Origin of the sequence: Glaciibacter sp. 2TAF33, from assembly GCF_052114945.1 — a bacterium.
Taxonomy (GTDB): domain Bacteria; phylum Actinomycetota; class Actinomycetes; order Actinomycetales; family Microbacteriaceae; genus Cryobacterium.
The window spans coordinates 40,154-62,345 of record NZ_JBFRFS010000021.1 but is presented as its reverse complement, the minus strand read 5'-3'; the positions used below and the strand labels follow the sequence as shown (position 1 = coordinate 62,345).

Sequence of the window (22,192 nt, the reverse complement as noted above, 5' to 3'; positions counted from 1 at the left end):
GCGTTTTCGCGGGATCTACTTGAGGCTTTTTTGCATCAGCACGGTGCCGAGCCAGCGCTCGAACTTGAACCCGACCTTGCCCATGCGGCCGATCTCCTCGAACCCGAAGTCGGAGTGCAACTTGATCGACGCATCGGCGCCCTGGTCGGCGATGACGGCGATGATCTCCTTGAGCCCTGCGGCCTTCGACCGTTCGATCAGCTCTGCGAGCAGCGCGCGTCCCAGGCCTTTGCCAGTGGATGCCGCGCCGAGGTAGATCGAGTTCTCCACCGTGAACCGGTAGGCCTTCTTCTGCTTCCACGGTGAGACCAGCGCGTAGCCGAGGATCTGGCCGCGCGGCGACTCCGCGACGATGAACGGCATGTTGAGCCGGGCCAGGTAGGCGAACTTGTCGCGCCATTCGGCCAGGGTCATCGCGTCCTCATCGAAGGTGACGGTGCTGTTCGCGACGTAGTAGTTGTAGATCTCCCGCACGTAGGGCAGGTCCCGGGCCGTGGCGTCGCGCATCGAGTACTCGAATGCCGGCTCCGGGTCGGGGACCGGGCGCAGATGGCGTGGCAATCGTCGCCTCGGCTGGTATTCCTCCTCGAGCAACGCGCACTTCCTTTCGATCGATTCCAGATTACCCGAGCGACCAGTCGACCGGCTGCGCACCCTGCTCGGCCAGCAGCGCATTCGCCCGGCTGAAAGGCCGGGAACCGAAGAATCCACGGCTGGCCGACAGCGGGCTGGGGTGGGCCGATTCGATCACCGGCGTCGGCCCGAGGAACTGTTGGACCCCCGCCGCATCCCGCCCCCAGAGGATGGCGACCAGCGGCTGGTTCCGTGCGACCAGGGTGCGGATGGCGTGCTCGGTCACGGCCTCCCAGCCGCGCCGCCGGTGCGACCCGGTCACCCCGGCTTCGACGGTGAGCACCCGGTTCAGCAGCATGACACCGTGCTCGGCCCACGGGGTGAGGTCGCCGTGGGCCGGCGGGTCGATGCCCAGGTCGCTGTGCAATTCCGTATAGACGTTGGCGAGGCTCCGGGGCACCGGGCGCACCTCCCGGTCAACGGCGAAGGCGAGGCCGATCGCGTGCCCGGGCGTCGGGTACGGGTCCTGCCCGACGATCAGCACCCGCACGGTGTCCGGCGGGTACCGGAATGCCCTGAGCACGTTGTCGCCGGCGGGCAGGACGGTGCGGCCGGCTGCGGACTCCGCGGCCAGGAAGCCCTCCAGTTGCGCCAGCTGCGCGGTGACCGGGGCCAGCGCGGCAGCCCACTCCGGGTGGACCAGGCCCGGCGTGCCGAGGTCGGCGAGCGAACCCGGCTGCGCCTGACGCGGCATCCGTTCGCGGAACGGGGTGGACATCACGCCGATGCCGCTCAGGCGCCGAAGGTGCCGACCAGCACACCCCGGTCGACCTGGCTGACCCGCCAGACGCTTCCGGCGCCCACGGCGCCCAGCGTTCCGTCACCGATGATCAAGGCAGTGCTCTCGTCGATTGCGAGGCCGCCCTCCACCAGTCCGGCCTCGGTCGCAGCGACGAGCCGGGACAGGTTGCCCCACTGGGCGGCGTGCACGTCGACGGTGACGTCGAGGAGGCCGATCCCCTGCTGGATAGTGACCTCGTCGACGCCCTCTGAACCGTCGGCCGGGCTCACCGGCACGCCGCCGATCTGCCAGCCGCCGATGATGGCGCGTTCGGCGGCGATCATGGCGCCGGCCGAGAAGCCGAGATAGGGCACCCCCGCGGTCACCAGACGACGGATGAGCTCGGCTACCGGCAGCACCGCCTGGAGATAGGCGGGGGTGAGGCCCCCTCCGATGACGATGCCGTCGACATCCGCTATGGCGGACGGGTCGACCAGGCCGCCCTGGGGCAGTGCGGTGGTGACCGCTTCGAACGGGCCACCGGCGGAGAGCGCGGCGCCCAGCTTGTCGGCGTGTTCTGCGGCGTCGCCGTCGCGCACCGCGATGATTGCGATGTGCGGGGCTACCCGGCCCGCTTCGACCGCGCGAGTCGTCGCCTCGGCCAGGAACGGGCCGAACACGTTGACGTCGTGTTGCGGCGTCCAGCCGCCTCCTACCAGGTGCACACTCATGCGTCGAGCCTACCCGCGGGCGATCAGGCGTTCGCGGGCGGCGCAGCCGGCGGCACGGTGCCGGGCAAGGTGTCTCCAGCCCAGCTGCGGCAGGGGTGCACGTCGTAGACGTAGATGCCGGCGACCACTGCCGGGTCCCCGTCCATGATCCGCCGCGCTTCCTTGGGTCCCCGGTCGAAGACGAAAACGCCCGCGAGGCCAGTGCCGTCGCTGATCGGCAGGACGACGGGCATCACACCGTCGGCGCGGAGTTGCAGGTTTCGCCGGCCGTGTTCCCAGATGACGCGGTCGGCGCCGTCCGCCTCGCGATTGGGTCCGTCCCGCGCAATGACGACGGTGAAGGCTTCCGCCGTCTGGAGGATTGCCCGCATGCGGCCATCTGTGATCGATTCCACGAACGACTCCGTGACGTTGTCACCGCAGGAGAGTCCTGCGTGCTCCCAGACTATTCCGCGATCCCCGGAATGTGAACGCCGGAATCACGACGGGCTCGTCGAGTCAGACCGTGACCGGCGGCAGCGCGGACCAGGGGAACACGATCCATTCGTCGGTCTCCCGCCAGGTGTAGTCGGGCACCAGCACGGTCCGCGGTTTCGTGTACAGCGTGGCAGTGCGCACCTCGGCGGCGCTGCTGTCCAGGGCACTGTCGCGGAGCAGGGCCACAACCAGGGCCAGGGTGTGCCCCGAATCCGACACATCGTCGACGACCAGTACCTTCTTGCCGGCGAGCGCCGGCGCGTCGAGCATCGGACCCGACAACACCGGCTCGGGCAGCCGCTGGTCGACGCCGGTGTAGAACTCGACATTGATGCTTCCGCAGTTCTTGGTGCCGAGGGCATACGACAGGGCGCCGGCCAGCAGCAGCCCGCCACGCGCGATCGCGATCACCACGTCAGGGTGGAATCCGCTCTGCTTCACCATCGTCGCGAGGCGCCGGGAGGCGTCAGCGAAGTCCGCCCACTCCAGTACCTCCCGCGCCGGCTCCGGCTCGGTCATCGCGGTGTTGTCGGTGTCAGTTGCCATCCCGCAATGCTACGTCCGCTACTCCCGCGGCGAACGGATGCGCCGGACGTCACCGGGGGCGCACCATCAGCTCGCCGCGGGCCACCAGCGACGGCGCCGCCTGCGCCACCGGCTTGATGGTGACCAGGTCGAGGTTGACGTGCGCGGGAAGTTCGACCGACGACACGATAACCTCGGCGATGTCCTCGGCGGTGAGCGGATGCGGTACGTTCTCGTAAGCCGCGAAGGCCTTCTCCCGGTCACCGTCGAAGCGCACCAGCCCGAACTCGTCGGTCCTCACCATGCCGGGGGCGATCTCGATCACCCGGATCGGCTCGCCGTTCAGCTCCAGCCGCAGCACCTCGGTCATCGCATGCGCGGCGAATTTCGCCGCGTTGTACCCGCCCCCGCCGACGTAGGCGACGTGACCGGCGATCGAGGTGACATTGACGATGTCCGCGCTGACCGCGGCATCCGCTTCACCGCGCGATCCGGCGATCCCGGCGCGCAACAGCGGGAGCACCGCGCTGATCACCCGTTTCACCGCCAGCACGTTGATCTCGAACATCCAGGCCCAGTCGTCGATCTCGGAATTCTCGACCGAGTCGAGTCCCTTCGCTCCGCCGGCGTTGTTCACCAGCGCGTGCACCGGCCCGGTCGCGGCGAGGTGGTCGCGCAGTGCGTCGACGTCGGCCTGCCGGGTGAGGTCGGCCGTGAACACGTCGGCCCCTGTTTCCGCCGCCAGCGCCGCCAGCCGGTCGGCTCGACGGGCGACGCCGACGACGTCCCAGCCGTGGCTCCGGAACAGGCGCACGGTTGCCGCCCCGATACCCGAACTCGCACCCGTCACCACAACTCTGCGCATACCCGTTGGTCCATTCTGTTCGCCCATCTCACCCATTCTGGCGGGAGACCGGGAGAATGGAGGCAATGACACTTCCCAGCTCCGGTCCATCGTCCCCACGCAAACGGCGGGTTCCCCTGTGGGACAACGGCCGATGGATCGCGATCACCCTGATGGTGGTCGGTCACGCCATCCTGAAGCTGATCGGCGATTCGGATGTCGCGTACGAGGCGTACCTGTTCATCTACGCGTTCCACGTGCCGGTGTTCGTGGCGGTGAGCGGCTATTTCGCCAAGTCAGGCCCCCCGGGCACACGCCAGCTGCAACGGCTCCTGACCGACATCGTGTTCCCGTACTTCATCTTCGAGACCATCTGGACTGTCGTGCACTGGCTGCTCGGCGGCGCCTTCTGGCTGGACTATTCGACCGCGTCGTGGACGCTGTGGTTCCTGATCGCCCTGGCGGTGTGGCGGGTGACGCTCCCCTACCTGGTGCTGCTGCGCTATCCGCTGCTGATCGCGATCGTCATCTCCGTCGGGACCGGATACGTCGACTCGATCGACAGCAGCTTCGCCCTCTCCCGCACCCTGGGCCTGCTGCCGTTCTTCGTCTTCGGCTGGAAGCTGCGGCAGTGGCAGATCACCGATCGCTGGCTGGAGGTGCGGCTCGCCGCGGTCTGGCGCTGGCGCGGCGCCGCCATCGCCCTGTTCGGGGCGTTGCTTGTCGTCATCGTAGCCAACATCGACGCTTTGCGAGCGATCCAGATTCGCCGTTTCCTGCTCTACGACGAACCGTACGGGTCGTTCGGCTACGACCAGGCCTGGGCCGGCGGCATCCGCCTGGGCCTCATGCTCCTTGCGTTCGCACTCATTGTCTCGTTCCTGCTGCTGACGCCGCGAAGCACCACCTGGTTCACCGCCTTCGGCGCCGCCACCATGTACATCTACCTGCTGCACAGCTTCCTGCTCTACCCGCTGCGGGAGAGCGGTGTGCTGGACGGCCCGCTGCCCGCCTGGGTGCTGCCGGCGATGATCGTGCTGGCCGTTGCCATCTCGCTGCTGCTCGCGCAGCCGTTCGTGAAGAAGCTGACCCGGCCCCTCGTGCAGCCGCGCGCCCGGTGGCTGTTCCGCACCCAGCCCGAAACCCGCACCGGCACGATCGTGCTTCCGCCCGGCGACCGGCTGCCGTGAACGGCGGTCTCGGCCCGCCCAGATGACGCCGTGTTGCGGTTGTCATTGCCGTTCAGCGGATGCGTGCCTAGGCTCGCCCCAGGGCGCTGGACTACCCAGCGCCGGAAGACCACACCCCACGTTTTCTCGAGTTAACACCGGAGGCAACCCATGAGCGACAACACCGCAGACTGGAAGTTCGAAACCAAGCAGGTGCACAGCGGAGCGCGCCCCGACCCGACCACCAACGCCCGTGCGACGCCGATCTACCAGACCACGTCGTACGTGTTCAACAACGCGCAGCACGCACAGAACCTGTTTGCCCTGGCCGAGTTCGGCAACATCTACACCCGCATCCAGAACCCCACCCAGGCCGTCGTGGAGGAGCGCGTCGCCGCGCTCGAGGGCGGCACCGGGGCACTGCTCCTCGCCTCCGGACAGTCGGCGTCGACGTTCGCCGTGCTGAACATCGCCCAGGCCGGCGACCACATCGTGTCGTCCAGCTCGATCTACGGCGGCACCTACAACCTGTTCAAGTACACGCTGGCCAAGCTCGGCATCGAGACCACCTTCGTCGAGAACCAGGACGACGCCGACGAGTGGCGCCGCGCCGTGCGCCCCAACACCAAGCTGTTCTTCGCCGAGACGATCGGCAACCCGAAGATCAACGTGCTGGACATCGCGCTGGTCGCCGACGTCGCCCACGAGTCCGGCATTCCGCTGATCGTCGACAACACGATCGCCACCCCGTACCTGATCCGCCCGTTCGAGCACGGCGCCGACATCATCGTGCACTCGGCCACCAAGTTCCTCGGCGGCCACGGAACGGTGATCGGCGGCATCATCGTCGACGGCGGAAAATTCGAGTGGTCGAAGAACGTGGAGAAGTTCCCCGGGCTCACCGAGCCGGACCCGTCGTACCACGGCGCCAGCTACACCACCGCGGTCGGCGACGGCCTCGCCTACATCATCAAGGCCCGGGTGCAGTTGCTCCGGGACCTCGGTGCGTCCATCGCCCCGGCGAGCGCCTGGCAGCTGATCCAGGGCATCGAGACCCTGAGCCTGCGCATCGAACGCCACGTGCAGAACGCCCAGGAGATCGCGGAGTGGCTGGAGAGCCACCCGGACGTCGCCCAGGTCTTCTACTCCGGCCTGCCGACCAGCCCCTGGTACGCCGCCGCGAACAAGTACGCCCCGAAGGGCGTCGGCGCGGTGCTCTCGTTCGAGCTGAAGGGCGGCGTCGACGCGGGCCGGGCGCTGGTGGACAACCTCGAGCTGTTCAGCCACCTGGCCAACATCGGTGACGTGCGCTCCCTCGTCATCCACCCGGCGTCCACCACCCACGCGCAGCTCACCCCCGAGCAGCAGCTCACGGCCGGCGTCACCCCCGGCCTGGTTCGGCTCTCGGTGGGCATCGAGAACATCGACGACCTCAAGGCCGACCTCGAAACCGGCCTGGCCGCCGCCCGCTCCGTCACGAACGAGTCGCGCGCCAACGCCTGACCTTCTCCGGACTGGCGAACCAGCAGCGGATGCCCCGGCGCGTGTAACAAACGCCCGGGGCATTTGCGTACCCGCCAGAATGGGAGCGTATGGAATGGCAATCCGAGGCAGACACGTCCCCCTCCAGCTTCATCAGTGAAGCGCAGGTGCGGTCGCTGATCGGCAAGCCTCCCGCGACGGGTGCCTGGCGCGACGGCGACCCGGTGGGGCGCCGCACCTTCACCGACACCGGCCCGCTGCGACTCGAATCGGGCCGAAGCCTGGGCTCGGCGCGCATCGCCTGGGAGAGCTGGGGCGAACTCAGCGCCGAGCGCGACAACGCGGTGCTCGTTCTCCACGCCCTCACCGGCGACAGCCACGTCTCCGGCCCGGCCGGGAAAGGACACGCGACGGCCGGCTGGTGGAGCGGTATCGTCGGCCCCGGCCTCGCTATCGACACCGACCGCTGGTACGTCGTCGCCCCCAACATGCTCGGAGGCTGCCAGGGCAGCACCGGCCCGTCGTCGCTGGCGCCTGACGGCGCGGAGTGGGCGGGGCGGTTCCCCTACCTCACCATCCGCGACCAGGTCGCGGCGCAGATCAACCTCGCAGACCGCATCGGCATCGACGCCTGGGCCGCCGTGGTCGGTGGGTCGATGGGCGGCATGCACGCGCTCGAGTGGGCCGTCACCGCACCGTCGCGGGTGAAACGGCTGGCGATCCTGGCGGCGCCGCCCGTCACGACGGCAGACCAGGTCGGCCAGAACTCGGTTCAGATCGAAGCGATCCGCACCGATCCCCTGTTCCAGGGCGGGGACTACTACGACGCGCGGGCCGGCAACGGGCCCAACCGGGGCCTGGCCCTGGCCCGGCGGATGGCCCTGTTGAACTACCGCAGCGCCACCGAGCTGAACAGTCGATTCGAACGCAGCTGGCAGAGCGAGATCAGCCCGCTCGGAGCCGGCGGACGATTCGCCGTCGAGTCGTACCTCGACTTCCACGGCAACAAATTCACCCGCCGCTTCGACGCCAACAGCTACATCACCTTGGTCGAGGCGATGAACTCGCACGATGTGGGGCGTGAGCGCGGCGGCGTCGCGTCCGCCCTGTCGCGCATCACCGCGCAGAGCCTGGTCGTCGGCATCGACAGCGACCGGCTGTTCCCCGTTGAGGGGCAGGAGGAGATCGCCCGGCACCTCCCGAACAACATCGACGGCTCGGCTCCGGTGGTGTTGAACTCCGGTTTCGGCCACGACGGGTTCCTCATTGAAGATGACGCCGTAAGTACCCAACTACGCCGGTTGCTCCCTTAAGGGGGCCGCCGCCCGATATGGTGCTGTGTAACGTAGTCCACGGGGAGTTCAGCAGGCAACCATGCAACGCATCTTCAAAGAACGCGATCGCCTGCTGCGGAAATCCGCACGGATGGCGGGTCTGGCGAGTTCTGCCACCGCGTTGGCCTGCATGCTCGTGCCCGGTGGTCTCGGGCCCGACGCGCTCTTGGGCTGCATCGCCCTGGTGCTGCTGACCGGGCTCTGCCAGTACCTCCTCGGCCGCACCGGCGGCATCCGCTGGGCCGTGCTCACCGTCGCCTGCGGGATCGGCATGATCCTGCTGATCGGACTCCGCAGTCACCCGGGCGTCAGCCTGAACGTGGTCGAGGAATCAGTGATCGCGGTGGTCGCGGCCGGTGCGACGAGTTGCGTCGCCCAGGTGCTGGTGGTGAGCATGTCGCGCCTGGCCGTGCTCGGGGCCTGCCTCGGCTGCACACTCGCCGCGGTCATCGGGGTGACCGTGAGCGCAGGCGGCAGTCCCATCCCATTGGCGCTCACCATCTGCGGGTGGTTCGGCGCCGCGGTCGGCGGCTGGTGGGTGAGCCAGAGCGTGCCGCGCGTGATGCAGCGCATCGCCGCCATCGGCCGCGCCCACCGCGCCGAGCGGCACGCCAGCGAGCTCGAGGCTGAACGCCGGCAGGACGCCCGGCTGCTCCACGACACCGTCCTTGCGACGCTGACGCTGCTGGCCCACTCCGGCGTCGGAGTCAGCCCGGCCGCACTCCGCCAGCAGGCCGGCGACGACGCCAGGCTGCTCCGCCAACTGCGGCTGGGCGGGCTTCCGATGCCGCGCAGCTCCGGCGTCTACACCCTCGAACCGGTCACCGATTTCACGCTCGGCAACACCCTGGAGTCGGTCAGGCAGCGGTTCGGCCGGATGGGCCTCGACGTGGACTGGCACGGCAGCGGGCAGGTGCTGCTCCCGAGCGCTGTCCTGGACTCGTTCCTGCTGGCTCTCGGCGAATGCCTCGAGAATGTTCGCCGGCACTCCGGCGTCAAGCGCGCAGACGTGACGATCACGGATGACGACACCACGGTGCGTGCGATGGTCACGGACGCGGGAGTCGGATTCGACCTCGGGGGGGTGGGCAGCGAACGACTCGGATTCGCCGAATCGGTGGTGGCCCGGTTGCGGGACGTCGGCGGCAACGCGCGGCTGTTCTCCTCGCCCGGTTCCGGAACCACGGTGGTGCTGGAGGTGCCCAAGTGAGCCGCTCGACGATCCAGGAGAACACGCTCGGAATCGCGGTCGGGCGCGAGGGCAAGGCCAAGCGGGAACGACGGCTGTACGACCGGCGACCCGGTTTCCGCCGCCCGGAGCGCACCGTGAAGACCACTCGCGCCAACCAGAACGGCCTCGGCGGCCGCCACCTCGGCATCGGCATGGTGTTCGCCGGCGGCGTGATCGCGGTGTTCCTGTTGTGGCGGTTCACCCTGCAGTGGGCGCCATCATCGCTCCCCTCGCCCAGCCTGGTGGCCTGGATCATCCTCGGTGCGGCCTCGGTCGGCGCCCTGCTCATCGCGCAGCAGCGCCCCAGCCGCCCACCACGGTGGATGTTCGCCACCGCCATGGTCGCCGGCGCCGTCGTGGTCGTTCTCGACCTGGTCGGATGCTGGGGCCTGGCCGACAGCGGCGTCTATCCCACCGCGGCCCCCGCGGTCGGCGCCCTGCTCACCGGGTTCGTCACGTTGCGGGAGACCCGCGACATCCTGGTGGCCAGCGGAATCCTGGGCGGCGCGATGTTCGTGGTCGCCCTGCTGGGCGCCCGAAGCGATCCGCTCACCCTGGCTCCCGACATCCTCGCGATCGCGCTGGCGGTCGTTCCGCCCGTGCTCGGCGTCGCAATCGTGCGGGCCTTCCGCCGCATGGTGCAACTCGAGCTCGACCTGGTGCTGGTGCAGAGCACCGTGTCCCAGCCACGGGACGCCGTCGGCATGCTCGCGTCGGAGCAGCTCGCCAAGCTCGACCTCGATGCCGAGCGCCTGCTCGACGGCGTCGCCGAGGAACGCATCCCGCTGCCGCTCGACCAGGAGACCTCCACCACCGCGGCGTCGCTGGCCACCCAGCTGCGGCTGCACCTGATCGAGGGCCGCACCGAAACCTGGTTGCACCACGCCATCACCGAATCCGAGTTCCTCGCCCCTGCCGTCGACCTTCGCGACCCGAGCGGGCTGGCCGGACTCCTCGCGCCGGCCCAACGGGACGCGCTTCTGCTCACCCTCTGGCTGCTGATCGGCGACGCCACCCGCACCTCCGCCACTGTGCGCCTCACCCTCGGCCCGATCTCGCCGACGCATGGTTTCGCCGGCGACCGGTCGGTGCGATTCCCGATCGAATTGACCACCACCGGTGTGCCGCGTCGGAGGGTGGACCCCGAGACGTGGGAAGCTATTCGTGTCGTCGGCCCACATGTCGATGCCATTCGAGACGGTAGTCTCCGCGTGGACATCGAGTGCCGGGTCGACAATCCGGCGGATGCGTGATGCGTGATGCGTGATGCGCGGCAGGGGGGCACCGCGATGGTGCAAAACAGCAGGAGGCAACAGTGACGAATGCAGACGGATCCATCCGACTGGCACTTGTAGACGACCATAAGATGCTGCTCGGGGCTCTGACCGAATGGATCCGTGGCGCCGCGGACGACATCAACATGGTGGCGGCCGTGACCACCTGGTCGGGGCTCCTGGCCCATCCGGAGTTTCCCGTCGACGTGGTCCTGCTCGACCTCGACCTTAAAGACAACATCCCGGTGTCGCTCAAGATCTCGACGCTGAAGACCACGGGCGTGAAGACGGTGTTGATGAGCACCTACTCCGAGCCCGCACTGGTGCGTGAGGCGCTGGCTGCCGGCGCCCTCGGCTACCTGGTCAAGAGCGAGGAGGCGAGCATGATCGTCGAGGCTATCCGCGCCGCCGCCAAGGGCGAGTCATACATCTCCGCCGAGCTTGACCTGGCCTTGAACGCCGTCACCGAAGGCGGCTCCCCCCGGCTGAGCGCACAGGAGCGCCGGGTGATGGCGCTGTACGGCGCAGGCGAACCGGTGAAGGCGGTCGCATACCAGCTCGGCATCTCCGAGGAGACGGCGAAGTCGTACCTCAAGCGGATCCGCGAGAAGTACCGCCTGGCGGGCTTCGACGTCGGCACCAAGGTGGCCCTCCGCAAGCGCGCCATCCAGGACGGCATCCTGCTGCAGACCGACTAGCAGCGTTTCATCCCCGTCGATACCGCCGGCGACCTCGGCGTCAGCGTGAAGCGGATACCCGCGACACGGCGACCGACGCGGTCCCGTATGGCACGACCACGCCGTTGCGGCGGCGTGACCCGTCCAGGGCGAATGTCGCCACGGCAAGTCCCAGGCCCAGGGCGCTGAGCCCGAGCCCGATCCAGATCGGGGCGACGTAGCCGAGTCCGGCCGCGATCGCGACGCCGCCGAGGGATGTTGAGCGCCGAATGGTTCAGTGCCGCGCCGATGGACTGGCTGCCGTGCGCGACATCCATCAGCCGGGTCTGGATGGTCGGCGACAGGGCGGATGCCGCCGCACCGATCAGGAACACGCCGATCAGGAGGCCGGCCAGGAATTGGGCAGACAGCGCCAGCCCGGCCAGCCCCACGATGAGCACGCCGAAGAACGCGTACATGCTGCGCCGGACGCTCCGGTCGGCCAGAGCACCGCCGGCGAAGTTGCCCACAGTCATGCCGAGGCCGACGACCACCAACACCAGCGGCACGGCGCCGGCCCCGAGCCCGGTCACTTCAGTGACCAGCGGAGCGACGTAGCTGTACACGGCGAAGAGCCCGCCGAATCCGATCGCCCCGATCGCCAGGGCGAACCAGACCTGGAGCCGGCCGAAGGCGCGAAGTTCGTTGCGCATGGTGGCGCCGCTGTCGCCGGCCTGGAACGGGACTGCGGACGCGACGGCGGCGAAGGTCAGCGCGAACAGCGCCGCGACGAGGAGGTACGCCGTCCGCCAACCGGCGAGCTGCCCCAGCCAGGTGATCACCGGAACGCCGACGACATTGGCGATGGTGAGGCCCGACAGCACGAACGCCACACCCCTGGCCCGTTTGCCCGGGCCCATCAGGTCGGCGGCGACCAGCGATGCGATGCCGAAGTAGGCGCCGTGCGGCAGCCCGGCGACGAAGCGCGCGGCGAGCACCAGGCCGAAGCTCGGCAACAGGGCCGACGCGATCGTGCCGAGCGTGAACGCGGTCAGCAGCACCAGCAACAGCTGCTTCCGCGGCCAGCGCGCAGCGGCTGCGGCGATGCTCGGCGCGCCCACCACCACACCCAGCGCGTAGGCGGAGATCAGCAGGCCCGCCTGTGCGTTCGCGTTCTCCGGCGACGCGGCGTAAACGGTCGGCAGCAGGTCGGCGGCCAGGTTCGGCAACAGCCCCATCGCCACGAACTCGGTCGCACCGATGCCGAACCCGCCCATGGCGAGGGCGAGCAGGGCAAGACGAATTCGGGCCGGCGACAGCTGCGTCGGCCCGTCGGTGGTGGAGGGCATGCCGTCCAACCTAAAGCGTGCCGGTTGCCGGGATGTTACGGGTGCGGGTAACGGGTCGGGGTCACGCCTGCGGCGTCACTACTGCGGCGTCACGGCTGCGCGTGTCACGGCTGCGCGTCACTGTCGCGGCCGGCCTCGGCGGCGTGACGCGCGAGACGGAACCGCAGCCCCTGCTTCACCGTCGGCCACTCCGATTCGATGATCGAGAACACCACGGTGTCGCGCAGGCTGCCATCGGCGGAACGGGAATGGTTCCGCAACACGCCGTCCTGCTTGGCGCCGAGGCGCGCGATCGCTGCCCGTGACTGCTGGTTCATCCAGTGGGTGCGGAACTCGACGGCGATGCAGCCGAGGGTCTCGAACGCGTGGGTGAGCATCAGCAGCTTGCTCTCGGCGTTGACTCCGGTCCGGTGCACGCCGGCGGATGTCCAGGTCGATCCGATCTCGACCCGCCGGTTCGCGGCGTCGGCGTTCATGAACGTGGTCATCCCGCAGATCGTCCCGCCTGGCGCGACCCCGGCGGTGGCGCCCAGGCGCACGGTGAATGGCAGCATCGACTGCCGATCCAGCAGCCCGAGGCGGCGGTCGATCTCGGCCGCCATCCCTTCCGGCCTCGGCACCGAGGTGTACCAGAGCTCCCACAAACGGCCGTCTTCTGCCGCGGCCACCAGATCATCGCGGTGCTCACGGGAGAGCGGTTCGAGCGTGACCAAGTCGCCGGACAACGTGACGGGGTTCAGGAAGGACATGGCCACACGATAGCAAGGCCGCCACAGCCCCCTCGCCGCCGCCCCCGGGGCGGCGTTAGTCCTGTTCGCTGAGCGCCTTCTCCAGCCGCTCCACCTTGCCGGTGAGTTCCCCGGTCCTGCCGGGGCGGATGTCGGCCTTCAACACCAGCGCCACTCGCGGACCGAACCGGCCGACGGCATCCGTCGCGGCCTTGATCACCGCGAAGACCTCGTCCCACTCGCCTTCGATCTCGGTGAACATGGAGTTGGTGCGGTTGGGCAGGCCGGAGTCGCGGACGACCCGCACAGCCGCCGCGACGGCGTCGTGCACCGAGCCCTCGTCGCCGGTGGAACCGGACGGGGCGACCGAGAATGCAACCAACATGACTTACTCCTTCTGCAATGCGTGGGCGGGGATGCCGGGGAGACCGGCGCGGCGGGAGCCGGCGGCGGCGACCCGCCACACGCCCCACCCGAGCAGCACGAACTCGAGCAGGTTGCGCGCGCTGAGCATGAGCACCATCACCGGGTTCGCCACCAGCAGCCAGTCATACAGATAGGGATACACCACCTGGGTGAGCGCGGCCAGTGCGGCCACGATGAGAGCCGGCGTGCGCCACGCGCGGCCGTTCACGACCAGGCCGAGGATCACGGGGGCCGCGAGCCAGCCGAGGAACTGCGGGGAGCCGACCTTGTTGAACGCGATCAGGGTGACCGTGAGCGCCAGCACCAGCGGCGGGAACAGGTACTCGAAACGCGCACCGCGGCGCGCCGCGAGGGCGCCGATGACCAGCACGGATGCCGCGGCGAGCGCCAGCAGCGGAGTCATCAGTGCGATCGCCACATCGATCCCGGCGCCTGTGACCTGGAAGGTGAGGATCTCCCGGTCGTAGTAGATCATGGCGCCCGGGACCTTGAACGCGACCTGCCACATCCAGACCAGGCCCACCGGCGATTCGATCTGAATTCCGCGGGCGGTCTGCTGTCCGACGAAACTGAACACGTTGCCGCCGCTGCCGAGGCTGAGCGCAGCCGCGATGATCAGCGCGCTGGTCCCCGCCGCTGCCGCCAGCACGCGCCAACGACGAGTCGAGGACACCAGGAGCGCGGCGATCACGGCGGCCGGCCACACCTTCACCCAGGTCGCCACGGTCAGCAGGACCGTGGCCCAGAGCGGCCGGGTGCGGAGCCAGAGAAGCGCGATGATCACCAGCGGGACCGTGACCGAATCGATGCGGGCCAGGGCGATCGGCCCGAGCAGGAGCAGGAAGGCGAGCCACCACCAGGCGGCGCGCCGCCGCCATCGGCCGGGCCCGGCTGCGCCTGGCGCAGGCCTGATCAACACCGCGAAGGCCACCCCGTTCAGCACCGTGACGATTCCGAGCCAGGTGAGCGCGTAGGGGGCCGGGCCGAATGCGATGGCGAGGAAGATCGGCACGAACGCGAGGATCGGGTAGACGAATTCGGTCGAGATGCCGACGATCGGGCCGCCGGATGCCGCGGCCCGCGCCCAACCCAGGTACACCCGGTCGATGTCGCCGAGCGGCCAGCCGGGTGCGAACCGGCACAGCACGATCAGCACCGCGTGCACGAACAGGAACGCACCCCAGAGTCCCGCCGTGCGGGACCGGAGGGCGGGTGGAAAGTGCACGCTTCACTTTCCCACACCCGGGGCGGGCTCGCGGCGTGGCCCGCGCCGGATCCGGCGCTCGCGGCCCACCATTCATGTCCGTGGCCCCTGTTCGTACCTGGGTCAGAAAGGTTGGCCACCAGGGTGCGGGCACGTCGTCCGGTGCAGTGGCGGAGCTGCGAGTCGGCCGGGGAGCCAGCCGGGGAATCCGCCGGCGAGGAGCGCGGCGAGCCCGCCGGCGCGTCAGCCGGCGAATCAGCCGGCGAGGAGCGCCGCGATCGTGGCCGGCACCGCCTCGGCGACCCCGAGCGCGGTGATCGGTCCCCCCGCGGATGCCCGGCTCGCGGCGTGGCCGTGGATCAGCGCGGCGGTGGCGGCGAGGGCGGCGAGCGCATCGGCATCCGTTGTCGCCAGCTCTGCGTGGGTCGCCACCAGCGCGCCAAGGATGCCACCGAGCACGTCCCCGGTACCGGCCGTCGCCAGCCAGCCGGTCGCCCCGGACACGGTGAGCCGGGCGGCGGAGGGTGACGCGACGTGGGTCGTCGAGCCCTTGAGCAGCACTGTCACACCGAGGAGCTTCGCCGCGCGGATGGCCCACTCGGCGGGGTGGGCCCCGACCTCGGCGGCCGTCACGGTGGTCCCGTGGCCGGCCAGCAGTGACGACAGTTCGCGTGCGTGCGGGGTGATCACAAGGGGCAGCGGGCCGCCGGGCTCACGCGTGTTGCCGGGCTCAGGCGCGCCGCCTGCCCTCTTCACGCGGTCGAGTGCCCCGGCGTCGACCACCGTCGGCAGTCGTTCGGCGAGAGCGGCATCGACCGCCGCGGTGGTCGCCGGGTCGCGGGACGCGGCGCTCATCCCCGAGCCGAGAAGCCAGGCCTGCACCCGCCCGGGCTCCGTGACGACCTCCGGGCGACGGGCCAGGACCAGGTCCGCGGCACGCGCAGGGCCGAGGTAGCGCACCATCCCCACACCGGCGCGCATCGCCGCCTCGACACCCAGCACTGCGGCACCCGGGTATTCGTCCGACCCGGTGCGCACGCCGAGCACGCCGCGCGAGTACTTGTCGTCGGCCCTGGTCGGCACGGCGATCCAGTCGCGCGCCTCCTCGGCCGCCCATTCCAGCCATTCCCGCGGTTTCGCCATGCACTCACGATAGGTTGTCCTGGTGCCTCCCGTCTCGTTGTTCGACCCGATCACCGTGCGTTCCGTCACCATGCGCAACCGGATCTGGGTCGCCCCGATGTGCCAGTACTCGATCCTCAGGAAAGACGGCGTGCCCCAGGACTGGCACCTGGTCCACCTGGGGTCGATGGCCGCCGGGGGCGCCGGCCTGGTCATGGCGGAGGCGACCGCGGTCAGCCCGGAAGGCCGCATTTCCGATGCGGACACCGGCATCTGGAACGACGAACAGGCCGCTGCCTGGGCGCGGATTGTGCGCTTCATCCAGTCGCAGGGCGCAACGGCCGGCATCCAGCTGGGCCACGCCGGCCGCAAAGCCTCGGTCTGGCCGGCCTGGGGCCACGACCGGCGCGGCACCATGGCGATCGTCGACGGTGGCTGGCAGACCGTCTCCGCCTCAGCCCTCCCGTTCCCCGGGTACGAGCCGCCGGTCGCCCTCGATTCCTCCGGAATCGACGGGGTGGTAACCGATTTCGCTTCGGCCGCGCGCCGTGCGGTGGCTGCCGGCTTCGACGTGGTCGAACTCCACGGCGCCCACGGCTACCTCCTGCACCAGTTCCTCTCCCCGCTCAGCAACGAGCGCACCGACGAATACGGCGGTTCCCTGGAGAACCGCGCCCGGCTGCTGCTGGCGGTGGTCCGCGCGGTGCGTTCGGCGGTCGGCGACCGGGTGGCGCTGTTCGTGCGCCTCTCCGCCACCGACTACGCGCCGGGCGGCTGGGACCCTCGGCAGACATCCGTTGTCGCCGGTTGGGCGCGTGACGCCGGCGCTGACTTCTTCGACATCTCCAGCGGGGGCAATGTCGGCGGGGTGCGGATTCCGCTCGGACCGGGATACCAGGTGCCGTTCGCGCAGTTCGTGAAGGTCGCAGCGGATGTGCCGGTGAGCGCCGTCGGGCTGATCACGACACCCGAGCAGGCCGCGGAAATCGTCGCGACCGGGCAGGCTGACACGGTGATGCTCGCCCGGGAGATGCTGCGCGACCCGCACTTCCCGCTTCGGGCCGCGCACGAACTCGGCGTCGACCTCGACTATTGGCCGCCGCAATACGATCGCGCCCGCTGGCCCGCGCCCTCCACCCCCGCGAACCCGCAGTAGTTGGGCTTATGAGGGCGTCATAAACCCAACAAGTGCAGATTCGCGGAGCCGAGGGGCGAGTGGCGAGTTAGAGATCTTGGGCGATGCAGAGGATGTTGCCCTCGCTGTCGACGAACCAGGCCGACTTCTCGTTGTCCATCGTCGCCACGCCGTTCTCCGTCTTCAACCCGGGGAAGTCGTAGTCCTCGAATGTGACGCCGCGGCCGCGGAGTTCGCTCATCTCCGCGTCGATGTCCTTAACGGTCCAGCACATCGTGGTGTTCTTCGCCGACCCGGCGTTCTCGGTCTCGTACAGCAGGAAGCCGGTGCCGTCCTGCATCCGATACATCAGGCCGCCCGCGGTCTCCTCCGACGGCTCGAGGCCCAACTTCTCCGAGAAGTACGCGCGCGCCCGGGACAGGTCCTTCGCCGGCAGGACCGCGCCGACGGACATATTGCTCAACATGAGAAATCCTCTCTTTCCTCGAGTCACAGCGTACGCTCCTCGCATCCTGCGGCACACCCCGAGATCTGCCGCAGCACGCATGCCCGGGCGCGCGAAAACACACTAGATGGGGTTATCAGCGCGTCTTAGCCCCAACAAGTGCGGTTTCGCGGAGACGGGCCCGGGCGGGTGCCGACTAGAGCTCCTGGGCAAGGGAGAGGATGTTGCCTTCGCTGTCGATGAACCACGCCCCCTTCAGGCCTTCCATCGTGGCCACGCCGTCCTCCGTCTTCAATCCGGGGAAGTCGTAGTCCTCGAAGACGACACCGCGCCCACGGAGTTCGGCCATCTCCGCCTCGAGGTCCTGCGTGACCCAGGACATCTGGGTGTTCTTCGCCGACCCCGCGTTGCCCGTCTCGTAGAGCATGAAGCTCGACCCGTCCTGCATCCGATACATCAGCCCGTCCTGTCGCTCCAGGGCCGGCTCCAGTCCCAGTTTCTCCGAGTAGTACGCCCGCGCCCGCGCCAGGTCCTGGGCCGCCAGCACGGTGTTGACCGGCAGATTGCTTAACATGAGAAATCCTCTCCTTCTCCCCGGTGACACTGTACGCCGGAGAGCGATCGGGAAACAGGGTCAGCTGCGCCGGGTCGCGTCCTGCACTTCGCCGACGAGTTCCTCGATGATGTCCTCCAGGAACAGCACCCCGGTGGTCTCCCCTTCGGTGGTGAACGAGCGGGCCAGGTGCGCGCCGGAGCTCCGCATGGTGGCCAGCGCATCCTCGAGGTCCGTACCCTCGAAGATCGACACGAGCTGACGGATGCGTTTGGCCGGCACCGGCGCGGTGTAGCCCGGTTGGCCCGTGTCCGCAACGACATCCTCCAGGTCAAGCACGTCTTTGAGGTGCACGTAACCGGTGGGCTCCCCCGCCACGTTGACGACGACATAACGGGAGAAGCCGTGTTTGGCGACGGCCTTCTCGACGTCCGCAGGGCTGGCCTTCTCGGGCAGGCTGACCAGGTCGCCGAGCCGCACCGCGACATCCTTCACCTTGCGGTTGGTGAACTCGAAGGCGGCGCTGAGTGCGCCGGTGCTGTCCATCAACACCCCCTCGCGGGTGGACTGCGACACGATCGTCGCCACTTCCTCGAGCGTGTAGGTGCTGGTGGCCTCGTTCTTGGGTTCGACCCTGAACAGTCGCACGATCCCGTTGGCCGTCGCGTTCAGGGCAACGATCACCGGCTTGAAAATGCGCCCGAAGAACACCAGCGGCGGGGCCAGCAGCAGCACGGCCCGGTCGGGAATGGAGAATGAGAGGTTCTTCGGCACCATTTCACCGAACACCACGTGCAGGTAGGAGACCAGGAACAATGTGACGAAGAACGCGCTGCCTCCGATTAACTCCTCCGGCCAGCCGGTGAGGCCGAGCGGCGCCTCGAGGAGGTGGTGGATCGCCGGCTCTGACACGTTCAGGATCAGCAGCGAGCACACCGTGATGCCGAGCTGGCTGGTTGCCAGCATGAGGGTGGCATGCTCCATCGCCCAGAGCGCCGTCTTGGCGCTGCGCTTGCCCGCCTCGGCGAGCGGCTCGATCTGCGAGCGGCGTGCCGAGATCACCGCGAATTCGGCGGCGACGAAGAAGGCGTTGCCCACCAGGAGCACCACCAGCCAGAGGATGCCGGCCCAGTCGCTCATCGGTTCGCCCCCCTCGCGTCGGTGTTCGCGGGAGTGCCACGGTCGGCGTCGGCCGGGGTGGCGGCATCCGCTTCGTCAAGCGTGTCGGGCGTGAACCGCAGCCGGTCGATCCGGCGGCCGTCGAGTCGCTCGACCCGCAGCTCGCCACCCTCGACCGGCACGGTGTCGCCCACAACCGGGAGCCGGCCGAGTTCGCTCATGACGAAGCCGGCGACAGTCTCGTACGGCCCGTCCTCCGGCACCTGGATGCCGGTGCGTTCGAGGAGCTCATCGGGACGCAGCATGCCAGGGAAGGTGAGCGAGTCCTGCGAGCGCACCACGCCGGCGCGGGTGCGATCGTGCTCGTCGGCGACCTCGCCGACCAGCTCTTCGACCAGGTCCTCCAGGGTGGCGACGCCGGCGGTTCCGCCGTACTCGTCCACGACCACGGCCATCTGGTAGCCGCGGCCGCGGAGTTCCTCCAGCAGCATATCGAGCTTCATGGTCTCTGGCACCCGCAGGGCATCGGACTGCAGGGCCGACACCGGCACGTCGGCGCGGCGCTGGCGGGGCACGCCGACAGCCTGCTTGACGTGCACGATGCCGACCACGTCATCCGCGCTTTCATCGATCACCGGGAACCGCGAGAAGCCGGTCTGCCTGGCCAGTCGGATGACCGCCTGCGCCGAGTCGGTGCGCTGGATACTGGCCACCCGCGGACGCGGGGTCATCACATCGGATGCCGTGTGCCGGGAAAACAGGAGGGTGCGGTTGAGCAGCGTTGCCGTGTCCTTCTCCAGCAGCCCGGCACTGGCGGACCTCCGCAGCAGCGAGGAGAGCTCCTCGGCGGTGCGGGCCCCGGACAGTTCCTCTTTCGGCTCGATGCCGACCGACCGCAGTAGACCGTTGGCACTGTTGTTGAGCAGCAGCACCACCGGTTTGAACACGACGGTGAATATCGTCTGGAACGGGATGACCAGCTTGGCGGTCTGGATCGGCAACGCGAGGGCGAAGTTCTTCGGGACCAGTTCGCCGATGATCATCGACAGCAGGGTGGCGACGACGATGGCGATCGTGGTGCCGATGACCCGCGCGCTGGCGTCCGCGAAGCCCACCAGCTCGAGCGGGCCGGCCAGCAGCGACGAAATCGCCGGTTCCATCGTGTACCCGGTGAGCAGAGTGGTCAGGGTGATGCCGAGCTGGGCGCTGGACAGGTGGGTCGAGGTGATCTTCAACGCAGCGATCGTCATCGCCAGCCGGCTCTCGCCGCGCTCCTGACGGGCTTCCAGGTCCGACCGGTCGAGGTTGACCAGTGCGAACTCGCTGGCTACGAAAAGGCCCGTGCCGACGGTCAGGATGAGGCCGACGCCGAGCAGTATCCACTCAAACATGGCTCACCCGCCACCGATACACGGGCGAGGATCTATGACCGGGGGACTGCGCAGAAGGGGGGTCGTCCATTGTTCCGCCCACTATACCGGGCCACCCTCCGCAAACACCGCTACCAGGAGACCGGCAGCGCCTTGCCCTCTTCATAGCCGGCGGCGGACTGCAGCCCGACCAGGGCACGCTCGTGGAACTCGTCGACGGTCGAGGCGCCGGCGTAGGTGAACGAACTGCGCACCCCGGAGGTGATCATGTCGAGCAGGTCCTCCACCGACGGCCGCAGCGGATCCAGGTAGATCTTCGAACTCGAGATGCCCTCCGCGAACAGCGTCTTCCGGGCGAACTCGTACGGGTCGAGCCGCTCGAAGCGCTCTTTCACCGCCTTGGTCGACGCCATCCCCCAGCTTTCCTTGTACAGCCGGCCGGAGTCATCCGTGTTCAAACTGCCGGGCGCCTCAATCGTTCCGGCGAACCAGGAGCCGATCATGACGGATGACGCGCCGGCGGCCAGCGCCAGCGCGACGTCGCGGGGGTAGCGCACGCCGCCGTCCGCCCAGACGTGCCCGCCGCGGGAACGCGCCGCCTCTGCGGTCTCCATGACCGCGGAGAACTGCGGGCGCCCGACGGCTGTCATCATCCGAGTGGTGCACATGGCGCCCGGGCCGACGCCGACCTTGAGGATGTTCGCACCGGCTTCGATGAGGTCGTCGACGGCGTCCGCGGTGACCACGTTGCCCGCGACGATCGGGATCCCCAGTCCGAGGTCGGAGACGATGTTGAGTGCGCGAATCATGCCGGCCTGGTGGCCGTGGGCGGTGTCGATCACGAGCACGTCGACCCCGGCGGCGGCCAGCGCCTTCGCCTTCGCCGCGACGTCGCCGTTGATCCCGACCGCCGCGGCCACGCGGAGCCGGCCGTCGGCGTCGACGGCGGCCTGGTACAGGGTCGAGCGCAGGGCGCTGGTGCGACTGAGGGTGCCGATCACCGCACCGTGGCTGAGGACCGGCGCGAACTCGAGCTCGGCGGATGTCATGAGGTCGAACGCCCGGCGGGGGGTGTCGATGTCGTCGGCGTCCAGCGCCGCGAGGGAACCGTGCAGCAGGTCGCCGAGCCGGGCGTCGGGCAGCGCTGTCGCGAGCCGGGAGGCGACGATGCAGCCGAGGTATCGACCTGCGGCGTCGTGGATCACGAGGCCATGTCCGGCGACGGCGGGCACCTGGGTGAGAGCCGTGGCGACGGTGTCGTCCGGGCCGAAGTCGAGCGGGGTGTCGAACCGCACCGACTGGGCCTTCACCCAGCGGATCGCCGCGTCGAGGTCCTGCAGGCGCATGTCCTGCGGCAGCACGCCGAGCCCACCCCGACGGGCGAGGGTGGCGGCCAACCGTGGTCCCGTGACGGAATTCATGTTCGCCGAGACGATGGGGATGGTCGCCCCGGTGCCGTCCCCCGGCGCGAGGGACACGCTGAGGCGGCTGGCGACCTCTGATTGGCTCGGCACCAGGAACACGTCCGAGTAGGTCAGATCATGGCTGGGGGCTGGTCCATAGAACTGCATGTCTCAAACGCTAGCCCTCCGCGCCGGTGACTGCAGCCTTCTGTCAATGGGATTAGGCTTGACTGTACGACTGCTCCGGCAATCCTTCACTGC

The 22,192-nt window shown here is 69.0% G+C and carries 22 protein-coding genes and 1 pseudogene; 7 read left to right on the top strand and 16 right to left on the bottom strand.

Translation table 11 applies throughout. From position 1 onward, the window contains the following. Positions 1-15 precede the first annotated feature (15 nt). The 6 genes from AB4Y94_RS17395 to AB4Y94_RS17370 all read right to left on the bottom strand — a co-directional run bounded on the left by AB4Y94_RS17395 (position 16) and on the right by AB4Y94_RS17370 (position 3,979). On the bottom strand, positions 16-594 hold the full coding sequence (locus tag AB4Y94_RS17395) for a GNAT family N-acetyltransferase (protein WP_441729278.1): 579 nt from the start codon (positions 592-594) through the stop codon (positions 16-18). A gap of 28 nt (positions 595-622) precedes the next feature. Then, on the bottom strand, positions 623-1,351 hold the full coding sequence (locus tag AB4Y94_RS17390; protein WP_441729277.1) for a uracil-DNA glycosylase: 729 nt from the start codon (positions 1,349-1,351) through the stop codon (positions 623-625). A 14-nt stretch (positions 1,352-1,365) separates the two neighbouring features. Beyond that, positions 1,366-2,085, bottom strand: a complete 720-nt coding sequence (locus AB4Y94_RS17385) for a Type 1 glutamine amidotransferase-like domain-containing protein (protein ID WP_441729276.1) — start codon at positions 2,083-2,085, stop codon at positions 1,366-1,368. A gap of 23 nt (positions 2,086-2,108) precedes the next feature. After that, a complete protein-coding gene (locus AB4Y94_RS17380; protein WP_441729275.1) occupies positions 2,109-2,480 on the bottom strand; it encodes a hypothetical protein in 372 nt (123 codons plus the stop codon). A 103-nt stretch (positions 2,481-2,583) separates the two neighbouring features. After that, positions 2,584-3,108 (bottom strand): phosphoribosyltransferase, encoded by a 525-nt coding sequence (locus tag AB4Y94_RS17375; RefSeq protein ID WP_441729274.1) that lies wholly within the window; start codon positions 3,106-3,108, stop codon positions 2,584-2,586. 49 nt (positions 3,109-3,157) lie between these two features. After that, a complete protein-coding gene (locus AB4Y94_RS17370) occupies positions 3,158-3,979 on the bottom strand; it encodes an SDR family oxidoreductase (protein ID WP_441729273.1) in 822 nt (273 codons plus the stop codon). Positions 3,980-4,017: 38 nt separating this feature from the next. On the opposite strand from AB4Y94_RS17370, the gene AB4Y94_RS17365 reads away from it, so the two are divergent. The 6 genes from AB4Y94_RS17365 to AB4Y94_RS17340 all read left to right on the top strand — a co-directional run bounded on the left by AB4Y94_RS17365 (position 4,018) and on the right by AB4Y94_RS17340 (position 11,119). Continuing rightward, entirely contained in the window at positions 4,018-5,121 is a 1,104-nt protein-coding gene (locus AB4Y94_RS17365; protein WP_441729272.1) for an acyltransferase family protein, read from the top strand. Between the two features lie 150 nt (positions 5,122-5,271). Then, positions 5,272-6,603, top strand: coding sequence for a bifunctional o-acetylhomoserine/o-acetylserine sulfhydrylase (locus AB4Y94_RS17360; protein WP_441729271.1), 1,332 nt, complete (start codon positions 5,272-5,274; stop codon positions 6,601-6,603). An 89-nt stretch (positions 6,604-6,692) separates the two neighbouring features. Beyond that, the gene (metX, locus tag AB4Y94_RS17355; protein ID WP_441729270.1) at positions 6,693-7,895 is read left to right on the top strand and encodes a homoserine O-acetyltransferase MetX; all 1,203 of its coding nucleotides are present in this window, start codon (positions 6,693-6,695) and stop codon (positions 7,893-7,895) included. A 61-nt stretch (positions 7,896-7,956) separates the two neighbouring features. Next, a complete protein-coding gene (locus AB4Y94_RS17350) occupies positions 7,957-9,126 on the top strand; it encodes a sensor histidine kinase (protein ID WP_441729269.1) in 1,170 nt (389 codons plus the stop codon). Next, the gene (locus tag AB4Y94_RS17345; RefSeq protein ID WP_441729268.1) at positions 9,123-10,400 is read left to right on the top strand and encodes a hypothetical protein; all 1,278 of its coding nucleotides are present in this window, start codon (positions 9,123-9,125) and stop codon (positions 10,398-10,400) included. Before AB4Y94_RS17350 ends, AB4Y94_RS17345 begins: the two co-directional genes overlap by 4 nt. Before the next feature lie 62 nt (positions 10,401-10,462). Continuing rightward, on the top strand, positions 10,463-11,119 hold the full coding sequence (locus AB4Y94_RS17340; RefSeq protein WP_441729267.1) for a response regulator: 657 nt from the start codon (positions 10,463-10,465) through the stop codon (positions 11,117-11,119). Positions 11,120-11,159: 40 nt separating this feature from the next. Here AB4Y94_RS17340 and AB4Y94_RS17335 read toward each other — a convergent pair. From AB4Y94_RS17335 to AB4Y94_RS17315, 5 genes and pseudogenes are all read right to left on the bottom strand, one after another. After that, positions 11,160-12,426 (bottom strand): annotated as a pseudogene (locus AB4Y94_RS17335) (MFS transporter). A gap of 104 nt (positions 12,427-12,530) precedes the next feature. Further along, positions 12,531-13,175, bottom strand: a complete 645-nt coding sequence (locus AB4Y94_RS17330) for a GNAT family N-acetyltransferase (RefSeq protein ID WP_441729266.1) — start codon at positions 13,173-13,175, stop codon at positions 12,531-12,533. A gap of 55 nt (positions 13,176-13,230) precedes the next feature. Next, the gene (locus tag AB4Y94_RS17325; RefSeq protein WP_441729265.1) at positions 13,231-13,539 is read right to left on the bottom strand and encodes a thiamine-binding protein; all 309 of its coding nucleotides are present in this window, start codon (positions 13,537-13,539) and stop codon (positions 13,231-13,233) included. A gap of 3 nt (positions 13,540-13,542) precedes the next feature. Then, a complete protein-coding gene (locus tag AB4Y94_RS17320) occupies positions 13,543-14,805 on the bottom strand; it encodes a glycosyltransferase 87 family protein (protein ID WP_441729264.1) in 1,263 nt (420 codons plus the stop codon). A 234-nt stretch (positions 14,806-15,039) separates the two neighbouring features. Further along, a complete protein-coding gene (locus AB4Y94_RS17315; RefSeq protein ID WP_441729263.1) occupies positions 15,040-15,927 on the bottom strand; it encodes an ADP-dependent NAD(P)H-hydrate dehydratase in 888 nt (295 codons plus the stop codon). Positions 15,928-15,949: 22 nt separating this feature from the next. Here AB4Y94_RS17315 and AB4Y94_RS17310 point away from each other — a divergent pair, with 22 nt between their 5' ends. Continuing rightward, entirely contained in the window at positions 15,950-17,062 is a 1,113-nt protein-coding gene (locus AB4Y94_RS17310; RefSeq protein ID WP_441729262.1) for an NADH:flavin oxidoreductase/NADH oxidase, read from the top strand. A 67-nt stretch (positions 17,063-17,129) separates the two neighbouring features. Here AB4Y94_RS17310 and AB4Y94_RS17305 read toward each other — a convergent pair whose 3' ends face one another. The 5 genes from AB4Y94_RS17305 to AB4Y94_RS17285 all read right to left on the bottom strand — a co-directional run bounded on the left by AB4Y94_RS17305 (position 17,130) and on the right by AB4Y94_RS17285 (position 22,099). Beyond that, positions 17,130-17,507, bottom strand: a complete 378-nt coding sequence (locus tag AB4Y94_RS17305) for a VOC family protein (protein WP_441729260.1) — start codon at positions 17,505-17,507, stop codon at positions 17,130-17,132. Positions 17,508-17,682: 175 nt separating this feature from the next. After that, a complete protein-coding gene (locus AB4Y94_RS17300; protein ID WP_441729259.1) occupies positions 17,683-18,060 on the bottom strand; it encodes a VOC family protein in 378 nt (125 codons plus the stop codon). Between the two features lie 60 nt (positions 18,061-18,120). Beyond that, the gene (locus AB4Y94_RS17295; RefSeq protein WP_441729258.1) at positions 18,121-19,179 is read right to left on the bottom strand and encodes a hemolysin family protein; all 1,059 of its coding nucleotides are present in this window, start codon (positions 19,177-19,179) and stop codon (positions 18,121-18,123) included. Then, complete coding sequence (locus tag AB4Y94_RS17290; protein WP_441729257.1) at positions 19,176-20,549, bottom strand: hemolysin family protein; 1,374 nt, start codon at positions 20,547-20,549, stop codon at positions 19,176-19,178. Before AB4Y94_RS17290 ends, AB4Y94_RS17295 begins: the two co-directional genes overlap by 4 nt. A 110-nt stretch (positions 20,550-20,659) precedes the next feature. Then, positions 20,660-22,099 (bottom strand): GuaB1 family IMP dehydrogenase-related protein, encoded by a 1,440-nt coding sequence (locus AB4Y94_RS17285; protein WP_441729256.1) that lies wholly within the window; start codon positions 22,097-22,099, stop codon positions 20,660-20,662. Between the last annotated feature and the right edge of the window lie 93 nt (positions 22,100-22,192).

Excerpts from the sequence above, each read along its gene's own strand:
- AB4Y94_RS17390 (WP_441729277.1), bottom strand. The coding sequence starts at position 1,351 with ATGTCCACCCCGTTCCGCGAACGGATGCCGCGTCAGGCGCAGCCGGGT.
- AB4Y94_RS17385 (WP_441729276.1), bottom strand. The coding sequence starts at position 2,085 with ATGAGTGTGCACCTGGTAGGAGGCGGCTGGACGCCGCAACACGACGTC.
- AB4Y94_RS17375 (WP_441729274.1), bottom strand. The coding sequence starts at position 3,108 with ATGGCAACTGACACCGACAACACCGCGATGACCGAGCCGGAGCCGGCG.
- AB4Y94_RS17370 (WP_441729273.1), bottom strand. The coding sequence starts at position 3,979 with ATGGGCGAACAGAATGGACCAACGGGTATGCGCAGAGTTGTGGTGACG.
- AB4Y94_RS17365 (WP_441729272.1), top strand. The coding sequence starts at position 4,018 with ATGACACTTCCCAGCTCCGGTCCATCGTCCCCACGCAAACGGCGGGTT.
- AB4Y94_RS17360 (WP_441729271.1), top strand. The coding sequence starts at position 5,272 with ATGAGCGACAACACCGCAGACTGGAAGTTCGAAACCAAGCAGGTGCAC.
- metX (WP_441729270.1), top strand. The coding sequence starts at position 6,693 with ATGGAATGGCAATCCGAGGCAGACACGTCCCCCTCCAGCTTCATCAGT.
- AB4Y94_RS17350 (WP_441729269.1), top strand. The coding sequence starts at position 7,957 with ATGCAACGCATCTTCAAAGAACGCGATCGCCTGCTGCGGAAATCCGCA.
- AB4Y94_RS17330 (WP_441729266.1), bottom strand. The coding sequence starts at position 13,175 with ATGTCCTTCCTGAACCCCGTCACGTTGTCCGGCGACTTGGTCACGCTC.
- AB4Y94_RS17325 (WP_441729265.1), bottom strand. The coding sequence starts at position 13,539 with ATGTTGGTTGCATTCTCGGTCGCCCCGTCCGGTTCCACCGGCGACGAG.
- AB4Y94_RS17315 (WP_441729263.1), bottom strand. The coding sequence starts at position 15,927 with ATGGCGAAACCGCGGGAATGGCTGGAATGGGCGGCCGAGGAGGCGCGC.
- AB4Y94_RS17305 (WP_441729260.1), bottom strand. The coding sequence starts at position 17,507 with ATGTTGAGCAATATGTCCGTCGGCGCGGTCCTGCCGGCGAAGGACCTG.
- AB4Y94_RS17300 (WP_441729259.1), bottom strand. The coding sequence starts at position 18,060 with ATGTTAAGCAATCTGCCGGTCAACACCGTGCTGGCGGCCCAGGACCTG.
- AB4Y94_RS17295 (WP_441729258.1), bottom strand. The coding sequence starts at position 19,179 with ATGAGCGACTGGGCCGGCATCCTCTGGCTGGTGGTGCTCCTGGTGGGC.
- AB4Y94_RS17290 (WP_441729257.1), bottom strand. The coding sequence starts at position 20,549 with ATGTTTGAGTGGATACTGCTCGGCGTCGGCCTCATCCTGACCGTCGGC.
- AB4Y94_RS17285 (WP_441729256.1), bottom strand. The coding sequence starts at position 22,099 with ATGCAGTTCTATGGACCAGCCCCCAGCCATGATCTGACCTACTCGGAC.